The 17487-nt window shown below is 57.8% G+C and carries 20 protein-coding genes; 14 read left to right on the top strand and 6 right to left on the bottom strand.

The window, feature by feature from the left end; all coding sequences use genetic code 11:
* Positions 1-37 precede the first annotated feature (37 nt).
* The 7 genes from Q7U49_RS08175 (at position 38) to Q7U49_RS08145 (ending at position 6159) form a co-directional block, all read left to right on the top strand.
* Positions 38-2392, top strand: a complete 2355-nt coding sequence (locus tag Q7U49_RS08175; RefSeq protein WP_370653981.1) for a heavy metal translocating P-type ATPase — start codon at positions 38-40, stop codon at positions 2390-2392.
* On the top strand, positions 2392-2529 hold the full coding sequence (ccoS, locus tag Q7U49_RS08170) for a cbb3-type cytochrome oxidase assembly protein CcoS (RefSeq protein WP_296159267.1): 138 nt from the start codon (positions 2392-2394) through the stop codon (positions 2527-2529). Before Q7U49_RS08175 ends, ccoS begins: the two co-directional genes overlap by 1 nt.
* 87 nt (positions 2530-2616) lie before the next feature.
* Complete coding sequence (gene ccoN, locus Q7U49_RS08165) at positions 2617-4059, top strand: cytochrome-c oxidase, cbb3-type subunit I (protein WP_304763695.1); 1443 nt, start codon at positions 2617-2619, stop codon at positions 4057-4059.
* A gap of 12 nt (positions 4060-4071) precedes the next feature.
* Positions 4072-4698, top strand: a complete 627-nt coding sequence (ccoO, locus tag Q7U49_RS08160) for a cytochrome-c oxidase, cbb3-type subunit II (protein WP_304763694.1) — start codon at positions 4072-4074, stop codon at positions 4696-4698.
* Between the two features lie 13 nt (positions 4699-4711).
* The gene (locus tag Q7U49_RS08155) at positions 4712-4855 is read left to right on the top strand and encodes a cbb3-type cytochrome c oxidase subunit 3 (RefSeq protein ID WP_304763693.1); all 144 of its coding nucleotides are present in this window, start codon (positions 4712-4714) and stop codon (positions 4853-4855) included.
* A 24-nt stretch (positions 4856-4879) separates the two neighbouring features.
* Positions 4880-5779 (top strand): cytochrome-c oxidase, cbb3-type subunit III, encoded by a 900-nt coding sequence (gene ccoP / locus Q7U49_RS08150; protein ID WP_304763692.1) that lies wholly within the window; start codon positions 4880-4882, stop codon positions 5777-5779.
* A gap of 107 nt (positions 5780-5886) precedes the next feature.
* A complete protein-coding gene (locus tag Q7U49_RS08145) occupies positions 5887-6159 on the top strand; it encodes a FixH family protein (protein WP_304763691.1) in 273 nt (90 codons plus the stop codon).
* Positions 6160-6180: 21 nt separating this feature from the next.
* Here Q7U49_RS08145 and fnr read toward each other — a convergent pair whose 3' ends face one another.
* Positions 6181-6891, bottom strand: a complete 711-nt coding sequence (fnr, locus tag Q7U49_RS08140) for a fumarate/nitrate reduction transcriptional regulator Fnr (protein WP_304763861.1) — start codon at positions 6889-6891, stop codon at positions 6181-6183.
* A 154-nt stretch (positions 6892-7045) separates the two neighbouring features.
* Between fnr and hemN the strand changes: the two genes are divergently transcribed.
* Both hemN and Q7U49_RS08130 read left to right on the top strand, forming a co-directional pair.
* Positions 7046-8443, top strand: coding sequence for an oxygen-independent coproporphyrinogen III oxidase (hemN, locus tag Q7U49_RS08135; protein ID WP_304763690.1), 1398 nt, complete (start codon positions 7046-7048; stop codon positions 8441-8443).
* Positions 8444-8452: 9 nt separating this feature from the next.
* On the top strand, positions 8453-9133 hold the full coding sequence (locus tag Q7U49_RS08130; RefSeq protein ID WP_304763689.1) for a sulfite exporter TauE/SafE family protein: 681 nt from the start codon (positions 8453-8455) through the stop codon (positions 9131-9133).
* A gap of 25 nt (positions 9134-9158) precedes the next feature.
* On the opposite strand, the gene argF is transcribed toward Q7U49_RS08130, so the two are convergent.
* Both argF and Q7U49_RS08120 read right to left on the bottom strand, forming a co-directional pair.
* A complete protein-coding gene (gene argF / locus Q7U49_RS08125; protein ID WP_304763688.1) occupies positions 9159-10133 on the bottom strand; it encodes an ornithine carbamoyltransferase in 975 nt (324 codons plus the stop codon).
* Positions 10130-11350 carry an aspartate aminotransferase family protein gene (locus tag Q7U49_RS08120; RefSeq protein ID WP_304763687.1) on the bottom strand — a complete coding sequence of 407 codons (1221 nt, stop codon included), beginning with the start codon at positions 11348-11350 and terminating at the stop codon, positions 10130-10132. The genes argF and Q7U49_RS08120 overlap by 4 nt, the downstream gene beginning before the upstream one ends.
* A 233-nt stretch (positions 11351-11583) precedes the next feature.
* Here Q7U49_RS08120 and Q7U49_RS08115 point away from each other — a divergent pair, with 233 nt between their 5' ends.
* Positions 11584-11913: a DUF3579 domain-containing protein gene (locus Q7U49_RS08115; protein ID WP_304763686.1), complete on the top strand. Its 330-nt coding sequence runs from the start codon at positions 11584-11586 to the stop codon at positions 11911-11913.
* 153 nt (positions 11914-12066) lie between these two features.
* Here the strand turns inward: Q7U49_RS08115 and rpsT are convergent, their stop codons facing one another.
* Positions 12067-12366, bottom strand: coding sequence for a 30S ribosomal protein S20 (rpsT, locus tag Q7U49_RS08110; RefSeq protein ID WP_304763685.1), 300 nt, complete (start codon positions 12364-12366; stop codon positions 12067-12069).
* 75 nt (positions 12367-12441) lie between these two features.
* Positions 12442-12915 carry an SsrA-binding protein SmpB gene (smpB, locus tag Q7U49_RS08105; protein WP_304763684.1) on the bottom strand — a complete coding sequence of 158 codons (474 nt, stop codon included), beginning with the start codon at positions 12913-12915 and terminating at the stop codon, positions 12442-12444.
* Between the two features lie 67 nt (positions 12916-12982).
* Between smpB and Q7U49_RS08100 the strand changes: the two genes are divergently transcribed.
* Positions 12983-13423, top strand: a complete 441-nt coding sequence (locus Q7U49_RS08100) for a type II toxin-antitoxin system RatA family toxin (RefSeq protein ID WP_304763683.1) — start codon at positions 12983-12985, stop codon at positions 13421-13423.
* 7 nt (positions 13424-13430) lie between these two features.
* On the top strand, positions 13431-13760 hold the full coding sequence (locus tag Q7U49_RS08095; RefSeq protein ID WP_304763682.1) for an RnfH family protein: 330 nt from the start codon (positions 13431-13433) through the stop codon (positions 13758-13760).
* Here the strand turns inward: Q7U49_RS08095 and Q7U49_RS08090 are convergent, their stop codons facing one another.
* Positions 13761-14231, bottom strand: a complete 471-nt coding sequence (locus Q7U49_RS08090; RefSeq protein ID WP_304763681.1) for a DUF4124 domain-containing protein — start codon at positions 14229-14231, stop codon at positions 13761-13763.
* Positions 14232-14355: 124 nt separating this feature from the next.
* Here Q7U49_RS08090 and guaB point away from each other — a divergent pair, with 124 nt between their 5' ends.
* Both guaB and guaA read left to right on the top strand, forming a co-directional pair.
* Entirely contained in the window at positions 14356-15825 is a 1470-nt protein-coding gene (gene guaB, locus Q7U49_RS08085) for an IMP dehydrogenase (RefSeq protein WP_304763680.1), read from the top strand.
* An 8-nt stretch (positions 15826-15833) separates the two neighbouring features.
* The gene (guaA, locus tag Q7U49_RS08080; protein WP_304763679.1) at positions 15834-17450 is read left to right on the top strand and encodes a glutamine-hydrolyzing GMP synthase; all 1617 of its coding nucleotides are present in this window, start codon (positions 15834-15836) and stop codon (positions 17448-17450) included.
* Positions 17451-17487 lie beyond the last annotated feature (37 nt).

Raw genomic sequence — 17487 nt, 5'->3', positions numbered from 1 at the left:
CAGGTAAATTACAGCTCTCGTCGGTAAACTCGGCTCCATGCCGATTCCGATACCCAGTTTCCCCGCTTTTGATGAACCCAGACCTGTATTGTCAAAAGACGGTAGCGGTACTGCGCCTCATGAGCAGTCGCCTGTGGAGGCACTGGCCTTGCTCGATGACGAACAGGAATGGACAGCTTTTAGCCGCCCGTTGGCGCAACAAGCCGGATGCTGGGAGTCCAATGTCCTGATTGAAGGCATGCATTGCGCTGCCTGCGCGCTGACCATCGAAGACGCCATCAAAGGGGTGCCCGGCGTGCGCGATGTTGAGGTCAGTTCGGGCAGCCACCGGGCCAAGGTGGTGTGGCAATCGCAAGCGGTGGCGCCCTCACTCTGGATGCAGGCGGTCCATGACGCCGGCTACCGGGCACTTCCTGCCAACGATGCCTTTGCCCGTGAGCGCCGCCTTGCCGAGTCGCGCAAGGCGCTGTGGCGCATGATGGTCGCTGGCCTGTGCATGATGCAGGTCATGATGTACGCCTACCCCGCCTACGTGGCTCAGCCGGGCGACCTGAGTTCTGAAATGGAGCAGTTGCTGCGCTGGGCTTCCTGGGTTTTGAGCCTGCCGGTGATTTTCTTCTCGTGTGGCCCGTTCTTCAGCAGCGCCTGGCGCGATGTGCTGCATCGACGCGTCAGCATGGACCTGCCGGTGGCCTTGGGCATGCTGATCACTTTCTTGGTCAGTAGCGCCGGCACCTTTGATCCGAAAGGTATTTTTGGTCATGAGGTGTTTTTCGACTCCTTGACCATGTTTGTTTTTTTCCTGCTGGCCGGACGCTGGCTTGAGTTGCGTCTGCGCGACCGAACGGCGGGCGCCCTCGAGACCTTGATGAACCGCTTGCCAAACAGTGTCTTGCGGCTCAAATCGGACGGGAATTTTGAGCGCGTGCCAGTGCGCCGCTTACAGGTCGGTGATGTCATCCGCGTTCTGCCAGGGGAGGCCTTTCCTGCCGATGGCGTGCTGTTGCAGGGGCACACCTCGGTGGACGAGGCGTTGTTGACGGGGGAGTCCAGGCCCCTGACACGTCAGGTCGGCGATGATGTGATCTCCGGCAGCCATAACCTGTCGGCCATGGTGCAAATGCGGGTTGATCGGGTGGGCGCAGAAACGCGTTTTGCCCAGATCGTCAACCTCATGGAAGGCGCCTCCACCAGCAAACCTTCGCTGGCCCGGTTGGCTGACACCATTGCCAAGCCTTTCCTGATCGCGGTATTGGTTGCCGCCGGCCTGGCCTGTGCCTACTGGTGGCAAACCGACCCCGAACGGGCCTTGATGGTGGCCGTGTCCGTGCTGATCGTGACCTGTCCCTGCGCCCTGTCACTGGCCACGCCTGCTGCCATGCTGTCTGCCGCGGGGGCATTGGCCCGGCGCGCGGTGCTGGTGCGGCGCCTGGATGCCTTTGAGTCCCTGGCCGGCGTGGACACCGTGATGTTTGACAAGACCGGAACTCTCACGCGTGACGCCATGGTGGTCAATCAAATTCATGTGCGCGCGGGAACGACATCGCACCAGGCCCTGAGCCTGGCGGCGGCGCTGGCACAATATTCTTTGCATCCGCTCTCAAGGGCCTTGGTCATCGCAGCCAGTTCGTCAAAGGTCGCCGGGCCCTGGCAGTTGGATCAGGTCACCGAGCAGGCCGGGCAGGGGATCAGCGCCAAGGTGGGCACTGTGGACGCTGTCCAACCGCGTTTATCCGTGCGCCTGGGCTCGGCCAGTTTTTGTGGCGTGGTGCCGGCCAATGCCAATGCCTTGCAAGTGCATTTGAGTGACGATGCAGGCTGGCTGGCCAGTTTTGAGTTTCAGGAAGATATTCGTCCGGACGCCCTGGAGACGGTGGCCGCCTTGCAGCGTGCGGGTATCCGCGTGCACTTGTTGTCGGGCGATGCCAGCGAGGCGGCGCACCGTGTGGCCTACAAAGTGGGCATCACCGAGGCGCGTGGCAATTGTTCACCCCAGGACAAGCTTGATTTTCTGCGCGCCGCCCAGGAACAGGGCCACAAGGTGGCGGTGGTCGGCGATGGGCTGAACGACGGACCGGTGCTGGCTGGCGCTCATGTGTCGTTTGCTTTTGGCCAAGCCGTCCCGCTGGCCCAGGCCCAGGCCGATTTTTTGGTGTCGGGTGGTCGTTTGATGAATGTGGTTGATGCACTTTTGCTGTCCAGACGCACGCTGACCATCGTCAGGCAAAATTTGAGCTGGGCGGCCATTTACAACGCGGTCTGCGTGCCATTGGCGGTATTCGGACTGCTACCGGCCTGGCTGGCAGGTCTGGGCATGGCCAGCAGTTCCTTGTTAGTGGTTCTCAATGCATTGCGTCTGTCAAAAGACGCCCGGATTGAACGGAAAATCTGATGGATATCCTGTACTTCTTGGTTCCCCTGTCGGTTGTTTTGGTGTTTTTTATCATCGGTGGCATCTGGTGGGCGATCTACAGTGGACAATTTGACGATATGGAAAAAGAGGGGGAGAGAATTCTTAAGGACGGATAAGCATTTTTTGTAACAATTTGATATGAATCAAATGGCGCACAACATGCCTCATGCATACTGCGCCGCTCAAACTGAAAAGAGGTGAACATGGCATTTGCAAATTCGCAGGCAACGACTTACAACGACAAGGTTGTAAGGCAGTTTGCCATCATGACGGTGGTGTGGGGGGTGGTCGGTATGCTGGTGGGCGTGATCATCGCTGCCCAGCTGGCTTGGCCCGAGCTGAATATGGGTATTTCGTGGCTGTCTTTCGGACGCTTGCGCCCGCTGCACACCAATGCGGTCATTTTTGCCTTTGGTGGTTGTGGCCTGTTTGCGACTTCTTACTATGTGGTGCAGCGCACCTGTCAGGTGCGCATCTTCAGCGACAAGCTGGCCGCGTTCACTTTTTGGGGCTGGCAGCTGGTCATTTTGCTCGCTGCCATTTCGCTGCCGCTGGGTTACACCTCCGGCAAGGAATACGCTGAACTCGAGTGGCCCATTGACGTGTTGATCACCCTGGTATGGGTGACTTACGCCATCGTGTTTTTTGGCACTGTTGGCACCCGCAAGGTCAAGCACATTTACGTGGCCAACTGGTTCTTTGGCGCCTTTATCCTGGCGGTCGCCCTGTTGCACCTGGTTAACAGTGCCGCGATTCCGGTGGCGCTGATGGGCATGAAATCGTACTCGGTTTATGCCGGTGTACAGGATGCCATGGTGCAGTGGTGGTACGGCCACAATGCCGTGGGCTTCTTCCTGACCGCAGGCTTCCTGGGAATGATGTATTACTTCATTCCCAAACAGGCTGGACGCCCGGTTTACTCCTATCGCCTCTCCATCGTTCACTTCTGGGCGCTGATCTTCACTTACATGTGGGCCGGTCCTCACCATCTGCACTACACCGCCTTGCCCGACTGGACCCAGTCCGTTGGCATGGTGTTTTCCCTGATTTTGCTGGCTCCGAGCTGGGGTGGCATGATCAACGGCATCATGACCCTGTCGGGTGCCTGGCACAAGCTGCGCGATGACCCCATCCTGCGCTTCCTGATTGTGTCGCTGTCGTTCTACGGCATGTCCACCTTCGAAGGCCCGATGATGGCCATCAAGACCGTGAATGCCTTGTCGCATTACACCGACTGGACCGTGGGCCATGTGCACTCGGGCGCCTTGGGCTGGGTGGGTCTGGTGACCATGGGTTCCATGTATTACCTGATCCCGCGCCTGTTCGGTCAGAAGCAGATGTTCAGCGTGAAAGCCATTGAAGTTCACTTCTACATGGCCACCATCGGCATCGTGCTTTACATTGCCGCACTCTGGATTGCCGGCGTGATGCAGGGCCTGATGTGGCGCTCGATCAATCCGGACGGCACCCTGACCTACACCTTTGTCGAGTCGGTCAAGGCCAGCTACCCGTTCTATGTGTTGCGTTTGGCTGGCGGTTTGCTGTACCTGACAGGTATGGTCATCATGTTGTGGAACACCATCAAGACAGCCACAGCCGGTCGCTCGGTCACTGTCAACATTCCGGCCGTTGCTGCACACGCTTGAGGTATCAAAATTATGTCTAATTCAAATCAAAGCGGCGGACTGTCGCACTCGACGATCGAGACCAACAACGGATTGATGATTGTTTTGATCCTGGTCGTGCTGTTGTTCGGCGGCCTGGTTGAAATCGTGCCCCTGTTCTTCCAGAAATCAACCACGGTGGCAGCGCCAGGCCTCAAACCCTACAACGCGCTTCAGTTGGCTGGTCGTGACATCTACACCCGTGAGGGTTGCTATAACTGCCACTCGCAGATGATTCGTCCTTTCCGCGCTGAAACCCTGCGTTATGGTCCTTACTCCAAGGCGAATGAGTTCGTTTATGACCATCCGTTCCAGTGGGGCAGCAAGCGAACCGGTCCGGACCTGCACCGTGTCGGCGGCAAGTACAGCGACCAATGGCAGATCACGCACCTGAACAACCCGCGCGACCTGGTGCCCGAGTCCATCATGCCGGCTTACCCCTGGTTGATGAACACGCCGGTGGATGCTGCCAGCATGCCGTCGCACATGGCGGCGCTGCGCAAAGTGGGTGTGCCTTACACCGATGCTGAAATCGCCGCATCGGTTGAAGAACTCAAAGGCAAGACCGAGATGGATGCCATGGTGGCCTATCTGCAGGTTCTTGGCACCACTTCGAAATAACAAGGGGAGCTGTATGGAATTCGATGTCAATTCGCTTCGCTCCTTGGTCACCGTCGTCAGCTTTTTGACTTTCATCGGGATCATCGGCTGGGCTTACTCCCGTAAAAATTCTGCCGACTTTGACAAAGCGGCCAACCTGCCTTTCGAGCAGGACTGACCCCTTCACCTGATAGGAATAAAAATGAGCGATTTCACAAGTAATTTTTGGGAAATATTTGTTATCGGCGTGACCCTGGTCGGCATCATCGCCTGCCTGGTTTTGTTGATTGTTACGGGCAAGATGAAGGCTTCCACGGCGAGTGACAACACCACTGGTCATGTCTGGGACGGTGACCTGCGCGAGATGAACAACCCGCTGCCACGCTGGTGGAGTTACATGTTCGTGTTGACCATCGTGTTCTCCCTGGTATACCTGGTGCTCTACCCGGGTTTGGGAAGTTATCCGGGAACCTTGGGGTGGACATCCGCCAAACTGCACGCCGATGAGGTGGCGAAAGGCAATGCTGAAACTGCGCCCATTTATGCCAAGTTCATGTCCATGAAGCCGGAAGACGTCGCCAAGGACGCACAGGCCATGGCCATTGGTGAGCGCTTGTACGGCAACAATTGCGCGCAATGTCATGCCTCGGATGCCCGCGGCAACAAGGGCTTCCCCAATCTGACCGATGCGGACTGGCTGCATGGTGGCTCACCCGAGAAGATCAAGGAAACCCTGGTCGGTGGTCGCAATGGCAACATGCCCCCCATGGCAGCTGCTGTAGGAAGCGCTGATGATGTCAAGAATGTCGCGCAGTACGTTCTGAGTTTGTCGGGCAGCCCGCATGATTCGGCTCGCGCCGCGTTGGGCAAGGAAAAATTTGGTGTGTGCGCTGCTTGCCATGGTGCAGACGGTAAAGGCATGCAAGCGGTCGGCGCGCCCAACCTGACCGACAACATCTGGCTGCATGGTTTTGGCGAGAAGACCATTGTTGAAATGGTCAACAACGGCAAGGTCAATGTGATGCCGGCGCAAGCTGACAAGTTGACCGAAGCGCAAATTCACGTGCTGACGTCTTACATTTGGGGCATGTCGAACAAGTAAGCCAGCGGCGCTTGTCGCAAGACCTGATCTCCTCTAAAAAGGAGGCCAGGTCTTTTCTTTTTGGCTTTTAAATGGTCCGGGCCGTGTTCTGGAAACCTGAATCACCCATGAATAAAACAGTTGAAAATTCAAGCGCGCCGTGGTGGAAACATGGCTTTGTCTGGATGGTCATTGCCGGACCCGCCATTGTGGTGGTGGCCGGTTTTGTGACGCTTTACCTGGCGATGAGCCGACCCAACGAGATCGTCTATGACGACAGTTATCAGCCGTCTCGGCAGTCAGATCAGTCGATTGAGGCGCGCAGAAAAGAAAGCAGCCTGGCGCCAGCGATACTTGGGCGCAATCATGCCACCACAGGAATTGTGCCGCCGGCCAAGTAAAGGCAAGGTTAAAACCTCGGCCTAGCGGGGGTTCACAATGTCTTGCAGTGCCTGCGTATTGAGAATATGCACGTGACGCTGTTTGACATCAACGATACCGTCTTCTGCAAATCTTGAAAAAGTACGGCTGATGGTTTCGAGCTTCAGACCCAGAAAACTGCCTATTTCCTCCCGGGTCATGCGCAGGATCAATTCTGATTGTGAAAAACCGCGTGCATGCAGTCGCTGCGCCAAGTTCAGCAGGAAAGCAGCCAAACGCTCTTCTGCGCGCATGCTGCCCAGCAGCAGCATGACACCGTGTTCACGAACAATTTCACGGCTCATGATTTTGTGCACATGATGCTGCAAGGCGTTCACCTCGCGCGACAGGTCTTCAATTTGCGCAAACGGCATGGCACAAATTTCAGCATCTTCCAGCGCCACTGCATCGCAGGCGTGGTAGTCATTCACGATGCCATCCAGGCCAATGATTTCGCCCGCCATCTGAAAACCGGTGACTTGATCGCGGCCATCTTCCGATGTGATGCAGGTTTTGAAAAAACCGGTTCTGATGGCATAAAGGTTGTTGAACCGATCACCATTGAGGTAGAGCGATTCCCCGCGTTTGATCTTCTTGCGGACACCAATAATGGCATCAATACGATCCAGGTCACCTTCGCTTAAGCCGATGGGCATGCACAATTCACGCATGTTGCAGTTGGAACAGGCGATTTTGATGGACTGATGATTCATTGGACTTATTTTGACACTCTTTGACTGTGTTAGCTGACTTACATCAACTTTATGAAGAAGGTCGATACGGGGATTGTTTTTAAATAAGTTGATCAAGATCAAGAAAAAAATCGGTTTTTCAAGGCATATTCTAAGCAACCCATAAGGACAAAGAATGACTGACAGCGTCGCCGAGCCCATATCCGAGAGTTTGATTCGCCAATACGATGTGTCCGGCCCACGGTACACCTCCTACCCTACTGCCGATCGGTTCGTGGAGGCTTTCACCGCGCAGGATTACATTCAGGCTCTGGAGCAAAGGCGCTCGGGCGCCGCTGCGTTGGCTTTGCCTTTGTCACTGTACGTGCACATTCCATTTTGTGAGTCGCTGTGTTATTACTGTGCCTGCAACAAGATCATCACCAAGCACCATGATCGCGCGACGGCCTACCTGCGCTACTTGAACCGCGAGGTCGACCTTCACGTCAAGCACATGGGGCAGGGGCAGGTGGTTTCCCAGTTGCATCTGGGCGGCGGTTCGCCAACTTTCCTTTCAGATGACGAATTGCGGGAACTGATGCACATGCTCAGGCGTAATTTTTCTCTGGTGCCTGGTGGCGAATACTCCATCGAGATTGATCCCCGGACCATCGATGAAAAACGACTCGACACCCTGGCCGAACTTGGCTTTAACCGTTTGAGTTTTGGTGTTCAGGACTTTGATCCGGCGGTGCAGAAAGCCGTTCACCGGATTCAACCCGCCGAGCAAGTGTTTGCATTGGTGGCGGCTGCCCGTGAAAAGGGTTTTGAGTCGGTCAATGCCGACCTCATTTACGGCTTGCCCGAGCAGACGCCGGAGTCATTTGAGCGCACCATCGGTCAAATCATTGAACTCCGGCCTGATCGCATCGCCTTGTACGCCTACGCGCACCTGCCTGAGCGCTTCAAGCCGCAACGACGGATATCTTCGGTCGAGATTCCCACCGGGGCTGCCAAGGTGGCCATGCTGGCGCAATCCATGGCAGCCTTTTTGGCAGCGGGCTATGTCTATATCGGCATGGATCACTTTGCGCTACCTGAAGATTCTCTGGCGGTAGCCAAGCGGCAAGGGCGTTTGCATCGCAATTTCCAGGGCTACAGCACGCAACCCGACTGCGACATGATTGGCCTGGGCGTATCGTCCATTGGGCGTGTCGGCGCCACCTACAGCCAAAATGCAAAAACGCTTGAGGAATATTACGATTTCCTCGATCAAGGCCAGTTTCCTGTGGTGCGTGGCCTGGCCTTGTCGCGCGACGATTTGGTGCGCCGTGCCGTGATCATGGCCCTGATGTGCCAGGGGCGCCTGTCTTTCGAGTCGATCGAGCTGGCTTACCTGATTGATTTCAAAAGCTATTTTCACAAGGAGCTCGAAAACTTGCAAACCCAGGTTGAGCAAGGTCTGGTGAGCTTGGACGAGGCCGGCATTCAGGTCACTGCCAAGGGTTGGTTTTTTGTTCGAGCCGTGGCCATGGTCTTTGATCGTTATCTTCAAACTGACCGTACGCGCGCCAAGTTTTCCAAAATTCTCTAAATTGGTGTGATGCAAACCACCCTCGCTACCACGGCGTTACTCATGGGCCTGGTCGGGGGGCCCCATTGCATCGCCATGTGCGGCGCAGCCTGTGCTGGCATAGGCCAGGCGGCAGGTAACCGATCCACCGCGGCCATGTGGACATTTCAGTTCGGCCGGGTACTGGGTTACGCCGGCCTTGGCGCGCTGGCGGCCGCCTCCATGCAGGGTCTGGGTTGGCTCACGGTACAGTCCAGCGCACTGCGTCCCGTCTGGTCGATGTTTCACGTGGCCATGATTGTGCTGGGCTTGCTGCTCATGTGGAAAGCCCAGCAACCGGTCTGGATGGAACAGGCGGGCAAGAAACTATGGAAAGCCGTGCGCGGGCTGGTCTCCAATACGGGCGCCACAGCGCCTTTGCTGATTGGCGCAGTCTGGACGTTTCTGCCATGTGGTCTGCTGTACTCGGCCCTGCTGGTGGCTGCGCTGGCAGGCGGCGCGCTGGATGGGGCCCTGGTGATGGCCTTATTCGCCATGGGGACCAGCGTTTCCATGATGCTCGGACCCTGGCTCTGGTTGCGCTTGCGTGGCAACCGCAACGGTGACTGGGGCGTTCGCCTGGCCGGGCTGGCGCTGGCCTTGAGCTCGTCCTGGGCGCTCTGGATGGCACTGGCACACGACACCGCGCCGTGGTGCACCACGGCACCCTGATCAGGTCAAGCCTCAGGGTAAGTTTTCAGGACAAACGACCGAGCAACAAGAACTCCATCAGCGCTTTCTGCACGTGCATGCGGTTTTCGGCCTCGTCCCACACAACACTTTGTGCGCCGTCGATCACGTCTGCATCCACCTCTTCGCCACGGTGGGCCGGCAGGCAATGCATGAACAGCGCGTTGGGCTGCGCCACGGCCATCATGGCGGCACTGACGCGCCAGGCGGCGAAAGCCTGTTTGCGAACCTCGTTTTCAGCCTCATAACCCATGCTGGTCCAGACATCCGTGGTAACCAGATCGGCACCGCGGCAGGCGTCCATGGGGTTGCGGTAAGTCTGGAAGTGCCTCGGACTGATCTTGCCGGTGATGGAGGCGATTTTTTCATCGACTTCATAACCGCTCGGGGTGCTCACGTTGACCTTGAAGTCGAGCAACTCGGCGGCCTGCAACCAGGTGTTGGCCATGTTGTTGCCGTCGCCCACCCAGGCCACGGTCTTGCCCTGGATCGGGCCACGGTGCTCGATGAAGGTGAAAATGTCGGCCAGAATCTGGCAGGGGTGAAATTCGTTGGTCAAGCCATTGATCACTGGCACGCGCGAGTACTCGGCAAAGCTCTCGATCTTGGTTTGCTCATAGGTGCGGATCATCACCAGGTCGGCCATGCGGCTGATGACGCGGGCGCTGTCCTCGATCGGCTCGGCACGACCGAGTTGGCTGTCACCGGTGGTCAGGTGCACCACGCTGCCGCCCAACTGGTACATGCCGGCTTCAAAACTGACACGTGTGCGGGTCGACGCCTTCTCGAAAATCATGGCCAAGGTGCGGTCCACCAGCGGCTGATGCCGGGTAAAGGTCTTGAACTTGGCCTTGATGAAGGCTGCGCGCTCAAGCAAATAAGCATACTCATCGGCCTTCAGGTCCGAGAACTGCAGGTAGTGCCGCACCGGTGGAGCGCCCTTGGGGATGGTACTGGGAATCCCTTGGTTCGCCATTTTCATGAGGGCTCCTTCAGCAGGGCGGAAATCAGGGGGCACAGCAGGGCGACAATCTGATCAGCCTCGGTGCGGCTCAAAATCAGCGGTGGCACCAGGCGCACCACTGTGTCGGCCGTCACGCTGATCAGCAAACCTGCTTCGGCCGCCTGTTGCGTCAAGGCGCCGCATGGCTTGGCCAGATCAATGCCCAGCATCAGGCCCTGGCCGCGGATTTCCCTGACGGCACCGCTGGCGATCTCGGTGGCCAGTGCCGCCTGCAGACCGGCCTTCAGGTGCGCACCCACGGCGGCGGCGTTAGCCAGCAGACCGTCCTCTTCCATGATGCGGATGGTTTCCACGCCCGCACGCATGGCCAGAGGGTTGCCCCCAAAGGTCGTACCGTGGTTGCCCGGCTGAAAGATGTTGGCTGCCTTGGGGCCCGCTACCACAGCACCTACTGGCACGCCTGAGCCGAGGCCCTTGGCCAGCGGCATCACGTCCGGCACGATGCCGGCCCACTGGTGGGCAAACCACTTGCCGGTGCGCCCCATGCCGCATTGGACTTCGTCAATCATCATCAGCCAGTCACGCGCATCGCACAAGGTGCGCAGTTCGCGCAGGTAGCCCGGCTGCATGGGGTTGATGCCGCCTTCGCCCTGGATGGCTTCAAAAAACACCGCCACCACATTGGGGTTGCCCTCGGTAGCGCGCTTCAGGCTCTCGATGTCGTTGATGGGGACACGGATGAAACCCTCCACCAGCGGGCCAAAGCCGGCCTGGATTTTGGGGTTTCCGGTAGCGCTCAGGGTGGCAATGGAGCGGCCGTGAAAGGCTTTCTCATAGACCACGATTTCCGGGCGCTCGATGCCCTTGTCGTGGCCGAACTTGCGCGCCAGTTTGAGCGCCGCCTCGTTGGCTTCAAGTCCGGTGGAGCAAAAAAACACGTTGCTCATGCCAGAGAGCTCTACCAGTTTCTTAGCCAGAACTTCCTGATTCGGCACGTGGTAGTAATTGCAGCTGTGGATGATCTTGCCGATCTGGTCTTGCAACGCAGGCACCAGCTTGGCGTGGTTATGGCCCAAGGTGTTGACGGCAATGCCACCCAGGGCGTCGAGATAGCGCTTGCCGTTGATATCCCACACATGGCAACCCTGACCATGGCTGAGCGCAATGGGCAAACGGCCGTAAGTATTCATCACGTGCGGTGAACTGGCTTCTAGGATTGGACTGGCAGCGGGCATGGGGTGAGTCTCCAGGGGACGGCAATAAAACAAAACGGCCCAACGCAGATTGGGCCATTGGAAAGTAATTTTAGACCGATCGACCAGCTATCGGACTTGATCTGGACAATCTTTGCGCGCTGGTGTTGCATCAAGCGCTTGCCGGTTTTAAGTCTTGTATAAGACATAAGATTGAGCTAGAATCGGTTCGCGTTGTAGCAACCCGCACGCAACCTCATCACGACCTCTACCCGATGGTTTCAAACATTTCAAAAAAAGTTTACATCCTGGGCATGACCAGTTCCGGACGCGCTTTTCGTCCCAGCGACTGGGCCGAACGCCTGGCCGGCGTGATGAGTCAATTTCGCCCTGGTGGTGCGCCCACCGGGCGCCATCTGGCGTACTCACCCTGGTGTGTTCCAAGTAGTGTGGACAACGTGCGCTGTGTGGTGGTGCACGAGGACCTGCGTGCCCACAATGTCATGGCCTGGGACTTTGTCATGGGTTTTGCCGAAGACAATGAGTTGCAGGTGCACCTGGGTGCGCCGCCGCACAAAGCACACCCGCCGCAGACCAAACCCTGACTGCAGGCCGACGTCAGGGCAGGGTAGCCAGGCACCAAAAGCAAAAATGCCGTCACTTGGACGGCATTTTTGCTTTTGCTGACAGCGCACCCGTTACAAACGGCGCGCTTCTAAAACATTGAAGTCAAGAAGCGCGTGCGATTTGCCTAAAAATTAGGCGGCGACGGCCAGGGCTTTCACCTTGGCAGACAGACGGCTCTTGTCGCGAGCTGCCTTGTTCTTGTGGAAGATGCCCTTGTCGGCCACGGTATCCACCACGGCTTGCATCTTGGCAAACAGCTCTGTGGCCTTGGCTTTGTCGCCACCCAGAACTGCTTTTTCCACGTTTTTCACCGCAGTGCGGTATTTGGAACGCAGCGAGGTGTTGGCTGCGTTGATCTTGATGTCCTGACGGACGCGTTTACGGCCCGACGCCAGGCGCGGGTTCTTTTTTTTCGGTTTTCCAGATGCCATGATAAATGTTCCTTGAGTCTGTGGATGTTGTCAGCAAACCGTAGATTGTAACAGCCCCGACGTGCTGTCCCGGCCTCATCGGTTGCGGCCTTTCATGGCGCGCTCCACCTCGCGTTTGCCCTCACGGTCCTTGATGGTGTCGCGCTTGTCGTGCTCGGCCTTGCCCTTGGCCAGCGCGATCTCGCACTTGACCTTGCCGTTCTTCCAGTGCAGGTTGATGGGCACCAGGGTGTAACCCTTTTGCTCCACCTTGCCAATGAGTCGCTTGATCTCTTCCTTGTGCATCAACAATTTCTTGGTGCGCTGCTTGTCCGGGCTGATGTGGGTGGATGCGGTACCCAAGGGATGGATCTGCAGCCCGATGATAAACAATTCACCATTGCGCACCACCACGTAGCCATCGGTCAACTGGACCTTGCCCTCGCGCAGCGACTTGACCTCCCAGCCTTCCAGCACGATGCCGGCCTCGAAACGTTCCTCGAAAAAGTAATTGAATGCCGCTTTCTTGTTGTCTGCGATGCGGGAAGATGTGTCGGGTTTTTTGGCCATGAGTTGAGTTTGAAGCTGGGAAGAGGCAAGTCAGGCTTGACTAAAATCCTGTCCATAATCGCATTCTATGAAAACTGTCAAAAAATCCGTTTTAATTTGGTACAGCCCGGCCGAGATGTACCGGCTTGTCACCGATGTTGACCAGTACCCACAGTTTTTGCCCTGGTGCGACAAGGCCCGTGTGGTGGCGCTTGAAGAAAACGGCATGCTGGCTGAAATCGGCATTGCATTTTCGGGCATTCACCAGACCTTCAGCACCCGCAATGTGCACGTGGTCGACCGCCAGGTGACCATCAACCTGGTCAACGGTCCATTTTCAAAACTCGAAGGCGAATGGAATTTCCTGCCGCTTGGCGATGCCAACGAGCGCGCCTGCAAGGTCGAATTGATCCTGACTTACAGCTTCGAGAGCGCCATTGGCAGGTTGGTGAGCCCGGTGTTTGACAAGATTGCGGCCAGCATGGTCGACGCCTTTGTCAAACGCGCCAAACAGGCTTACGGTGAGTGAGGCTCTTTTGCAGTTGAGCGTTGTGTATGCGCCCAAGGCGCGCGAGTTGGTCGAAGTCAAGTTGTCGCTGCCGGCGCCCTGCACGGTGCTGCAGGCTTTGCAGCAAAGCGGCCTGTTGTTGCAATTCCCCGAGATCGACGACGTCCACGCGCTCATGGGTGTCTGGGGTCGGCGCGTCAAACTCAACCAATGTCTGCGGAATCTGGACCGCATTGAAATTTACCGGCCCTTGCGCGTGGACCCCAAAGTGGCGCGGCGCGAACGCTTCGCCCGTCAGGGCAGTCGCGGTGCCGGCTTGTTTGTCAATAAACGTGCAGGCGCCAAAGCCGGGTACTGATCAGTTGCAGTCCGTGGCCACAATACCCTGAAGGCGTTTGGCTTCCACGGCCCGGTCAGCGTCATCCAGAATGACCCGCTCGCCCTGGGCGTTGGTGCGCGACATGCGCACACCCGACTCCAGGGTTCTCTGGGCTTGCCTGGCGCGTTCGCAGTTGTCGGCCTTGAGCTTGCTGATGCGCTCCTCTTCCAGCTTGCGCTGCTCGGCCTGGGCCTGCTCGGCTTTTTTCTTGCGTTCGGCCAACGCCTTGTCCAGTGCTGTGGCCTGGGGCGCGCTGGCCACCGCTTGGGTTGGCGTTGCCGGCCGGACGTTGGCCGCGTCAACGCCCTCGTTAGGAGCCGTCTCCTGGGTCGGATTCAATCTGGTGGGGCCGGGGCGCTTGAAAATGCGCTTTTCCGGCACGCTGGTGGAAGGGGCCCGGTCACTGAAAATAGGGCGACCCTCGTCATCTGTCCAGGCCCATTGCGCCATGGCGCTGCCTGCAAACAAACTGAAAATGACTAAAAAGAGACGATGGCTTTGTTTCATAACGCATGAGTTTATGCCAGGCGGCCTGTTCATCGCCAGATACAATTGACGATTTGGAGCTTTAAATATGCGCCTGATCGGTAAAGCGCTCACCTTTGACGATGTCTTATTGGTGCCAGCGTATTCCCAAGTCCTGCCCAAGGACACCTCCCTCGCCACCCGTTTCACCCGTAACATTGCACTGAATCTGCCCCTGGTCTCAGCGGCCATGGACACGGTCACGGAGTCCCGCCTGGCCATTGCCATTGCGCAAGAGGGCGGCATTGGCATCGTGCACAAAAACATGACGCCTCAACAGCAAGCTGCCAAGGTGGCCAAGGTGAAGCGCTATGAATCGGGCGTGTTGCGGGATCCGGTAGTCATCACGCCGCAGCACACCGTGCGCCAAGTCATGGAATTGTCCAACCAACTGGGCGTGTCGGGCTTTCCGGTCTGTGATGGTGGCAAGGTGGTGGGCTTGGTGACCGGGCGCGATTTGCGCTTCGAGACCCGGCTGGACCTGCCTGTCAGTCACATCATGACGCAGCGCGACAAGCTGGTCACTGTGCCCGACGGCACCACCATCACCCAGGCCAAAGTGTTGTTGAATCAATACAAGATCGAACGCCTGCTGGTGGTCAACGACGCTTTTGAGCTCAAAGGCCTGATCACGGTGAAAGACATCACCAAACAAACCAGTTTTCCCAACGCCGCACGTGATGCCCAGGGCAAGTTGCGCGTGGGTGCCGCAGTGGGTGTAGGCGAGGGCACCGAAGAGCGCGTCGAGTTGCTGGCCCGTGCCGGTGTTGACGCCATTGTGGTGGACACCGCGCATGGTCACAGCAAAGGCGTGCTGGACCGGGTGCGCTGGGTCAAGCAGAACTTTCCGAACGTCGAAGTCATTGGCGGCAACATCGCCACCGGCTCTGCGGCACTGGCACTTGTGGAAGCCGGGGCCGATGCCGTAAAAGTGGGCATCGGCCCGGGGTCCATTTGCACCACCCGTATCGTCGCGGGCGTCGGTGTGCCGCAAATCATGGCCATCGACAGTGTGGCCACCGCCCTCAAGGGCACCGGAGTTCCCCTCATTGCCGACGGCGGCATCCGCTTCAGCGGTGACATTTCCAAAGCCATCGCCGCAGGTGCCAGCACGGTGATGATGGGCGGCATGTTTGCCGGCACTGAAGAAGCCCCGGGAGAGGTCATTTTGTTCCAGGGCCGCAGCTACAAAAGCTACCGCGGCATGGGCAGCATCGGTGCCATGCAACAGGGCAGTGCGGACCGCTATTTCCAGGAGTCCAGCACCGGCAACCCGAATGCCGACAAGCTGGTACCTGAAGGCATTGAAGGCCGCGTGCCCTACAAGGGCTCGATGGTCGCCATCATTTACCAAATGGCCGGGGGTTTGCGCGCCAGCATGGGCTATTGCGGCTGCGCCACCATTGAAGAAATGCAGGAAAAGGCGGAGTTTGTCGAAATCACCACCGCCGGCATCCGTGAAAGCCATGTGCACGACGTGCAGATCACCAAAGAAGCCCCAAACTACAGAGCTGAATAAGGATCTTCATGCATCAAAAAATCCTCATTCTTGACTTTGGCTCCCAGGTCACCCAACTCATTGCCCGGCGCATCCGCGAAGCGCATGTCTTTTGCGAAGTGCATCCTTGTGATGTGAGCGACGACTGGATTCGAGCCTACGCGCGCGATGGCATGCTCAAGGGCATCATCCTGTCGGGCAGCCACGCCAGTGTCTACGAAGATAGCACCGACAAGGCACCCCAAGTGGTGTTCGAGCTGGGTGTTCCGGTGCTGGGTATTTGCTACGGCATGCAAACCATGGCGCACCAGTTGGGCGGCCTTGTCACCAGTGGCCACCAACGTGAGTTTGGCTCGGCCAATGTGCGCGCGCACGGCCACACGGCCTTGCTCAACGGCATCCAGGACTTCACCACGCCTGAGGGCCACGGCATGCTCGACGTGTGGATGAGCCACGGCGACAAGGTTACCGAGCTGCCGCCCGGCTTCAAGCTCATGGCCAGCACCGACAGCTGCCCGATTGCCGGCATGGCTGATGAAGCACGCCGCTTTTACGCGGTGCAGTTTCACCCGGAAGTCACCCACACCAAGCGCGGCGCGGCCATTCTGGAACGCTTTGTGCTCGACATCTGCGCCACGCGGGCCGACTGGATCATGGGCGACTACATCAGCGAGGCGGTGGCTGCCATTCGTGCCCAGGTGGGTGACGAAGAAGTCATTTTGGGATTGTCAGGCGGTGTTGATTCATCGGTGGCCGCTGCACTGATTCACCGTGCCATTGGCGACCAGCTCACCTGCGTCTTTGTGGACCACGGCCTGCTGCGCCTCCATGAAGGCGACATGGTGATGGACATGTTTGTTGGCAAGCTGCACGCCAAGGTGATCCGCGTCGACGCCGCCGACCAGTTCTTGGGGCACCTGGCGGGCGTCAGCGAGCCCGAAGCCAAGCGCAAGATCATTGGCCGCGAATTTGTTGAAGTCTTCAAAGCGCAGGCGGCAGCACTCACGGCATCCGACGCCACAAAGAAAGGCGCCAAGTGGCTGGCGCAAGGCACCATTTACCCGGATGTGATCGAGTCCGGCGGTGCCAAAAACAAAAAAGCGGTGGTCATCAAGAGCCACCACAACGTGGGCGGCCTGCCCGAGCAATTGGGTCTGAAACTGCTGGAGCCCCTGCGTGAACTGTTCAAGGACGAGGTGCGCGAACTCGGCGTAGCGCTGGGTTTGCCCTACCACATGGTGTATCGCCACCCGTTCCCGGGCCCCGGCCTGGGCGTGCGCATTTTGGGTGAAGTCAAAAAGGAATACGCCGACTTGCTGCGCCGCGCCGACGCCATCTTTATTGAAGAACTCAACAATTTCATCGACGAGGCCACTGGCAAGAGCTGGTACGAGTTGACCAGCCAGGCCTTTACCGTGTTTTTGCCGGTCAAGAGTGTGGGTGTCATGGGCGACGGCCGAACTTACGATTATGTGGTGGCGCTGCGTGCGGTGCAAACCAGCGACTTCATGACCGCCGACTGGGCCGAGTTGCCCTACGCGCTGTTGAAGAAAGTGTCGAGCCGCATCATCAATGAAGTCCGCGGCATCAACCGGGTGACGTACGACGTGAGCAGCAAACCCCCCGCCACCATCGAGTGGGAGTGACTTTAGAAACGTAAGTAGTTGATTTATATAGGTTTTC

Origin of the sequence: Rhodoferax sp. (assembly GCF_030653815.1) — a bacterium.
Classification (GTDB): domain Bacteria; phylum Pseudomonadota; class Gammaproteobacteria; order Burkholderiales; family Burkholderiaceae_C; genus Rhodoferax.
Note: the sequence above shows the minus strand (reverse complement) of the source record. Positions and strands in the feature narration are given on the sequence as shown.

Excerpts from the sequence above, each read along its gene's own strand:
- ccoN (WP_304763695.1), top strand. The coding sequence starts at position 2,617 with ATGGCATTTGCAAATTCGCAGGCAACGACTTACAACGACAAGGTTGTA.
- hemN (WP_304763690.1), top strand. The coding sequence starts at position 7,046 with ATGACTGACAGCGTCGCCGAGCCCATATCCGAGAGTTTGATTCGCCAA.
- Q7U49_RS08130 (WP_304763689.1), top strand. The coding sequence starts at position 8,453 with ATGCAAACCACCCTCGCTACCACGGCGTTACTCATGGGCCTGGTCGGG.
- argF (WP_304763688.1), bottom strand. The coding sequence starts at position 10,133 with ATGAAAATGGCGAACCAAGGGATTCCCAGTACCATCCCCAAGGGCGCT.
- guaB (WP_304763680.1), top strand. The coding sequence starts at position 14,356 with ATGCGCCTGATCGGTAAAGCGCTCACCTTTGACGATGTCTTATTGGTG.
- ccoO (WP_304763694.1), top strand. The coding sequence starts at position 4,072 with ATGTCTAATTCAAATCAAAGCGGCGGACTGTCGCACTCGACGATCGAG.
- Q7U49_RS08155 (WP_304763693.1), top strand. The coding sequence starts at position 4,712 with ATGGAATTCGATGTCAATTCGCTTCGCTCCTTGGTCACCGTCGTCAGC.
- rpsT (WP_304763685.1), bottom strand. The coding sequence starts at position 12,366 with ATGGCATCTGGAAAACCGAAAAAAAAGAACCCGCGCCTGGCGTCGGGC.
- Q7U49_RS08145 (WP_304763691.1), top strand. The coding sequence starts at position 5,887 with ATGAATAAAACAGTTGAAAATTCAAGCGCGCCGTGGTGGAAACATGGC.
- ccoP (WP_304763692.1), top strand. The coding sequence starts at position 4,880 with ATGAGCGATTTCACAAGTAATTTTTGGGAAATATTTGTTATCGGCGTG.
- ccoS (WP_296159267.1), top strand. The coding sequence starts at position 2,392 with ATGGATATCCTGTACTTCTTGGTTCCCCTGTCGGTTGTTTTGGTGTTT.
- smpB (WP_304763684.1), bottom strand. The coding sequence starts at position 12,915 with ATGGCCAAAAAACCCGACACATCTTCCCGCATCGCAGACAACAAGAAA.
- Q7U49_RS08120 (WP_304763687.1), bottom strand. The coding sequence starts at position 11,350 with ATGCCCGCTGCCAGTCCAATCCTAGAAGCCAGTTCACCGCACGTGATG.
- Q7U49_RS08090 (WP_304763681.1), bottom strand. The coding sequence starts at position 14,231 with ATGGCGCAATGGGCCTGGACAGATGACGAGGGTCGCCCTATTTTCAGT.
- Q7U49_RS08115 (WP_304763686.1), top strand. The coding sequence starts at position 11,584 with ATGGTTTCAAACATTTCAAAAAAAGTTTACATCCTGGGCATGACCAGT.
- Q7U49_RS08100 (WP_304763683.1), top strand. The coding sequence starts at position 12,983 with ATGAAAACTGTCAAAAAATCCGTTTTAATTTGGTACAGCCCGGCCGAG.
- Q7U49_RS08175 (WP_370653981.1), top strand. The coding sequence starts at position 38 with ATGCCGATTCCGATACCCAGTTTCCCCGCTTTTGATGAACCCAGACCT.
- guaA (WP_304763679.1), top strand. The coding sequence starts at position 15,834 with ATGCATCAAAAAATCCTCATTCTTGACTTTGGCTCCCAGGTCACCCAA.
- fnr (WP_304763861.1), bottom strand. The coding sequence starts at position 6,891 with ATGAATCATCAGTCCATCAAAATCGCCTGTTCCAACTGCAACATGCGT.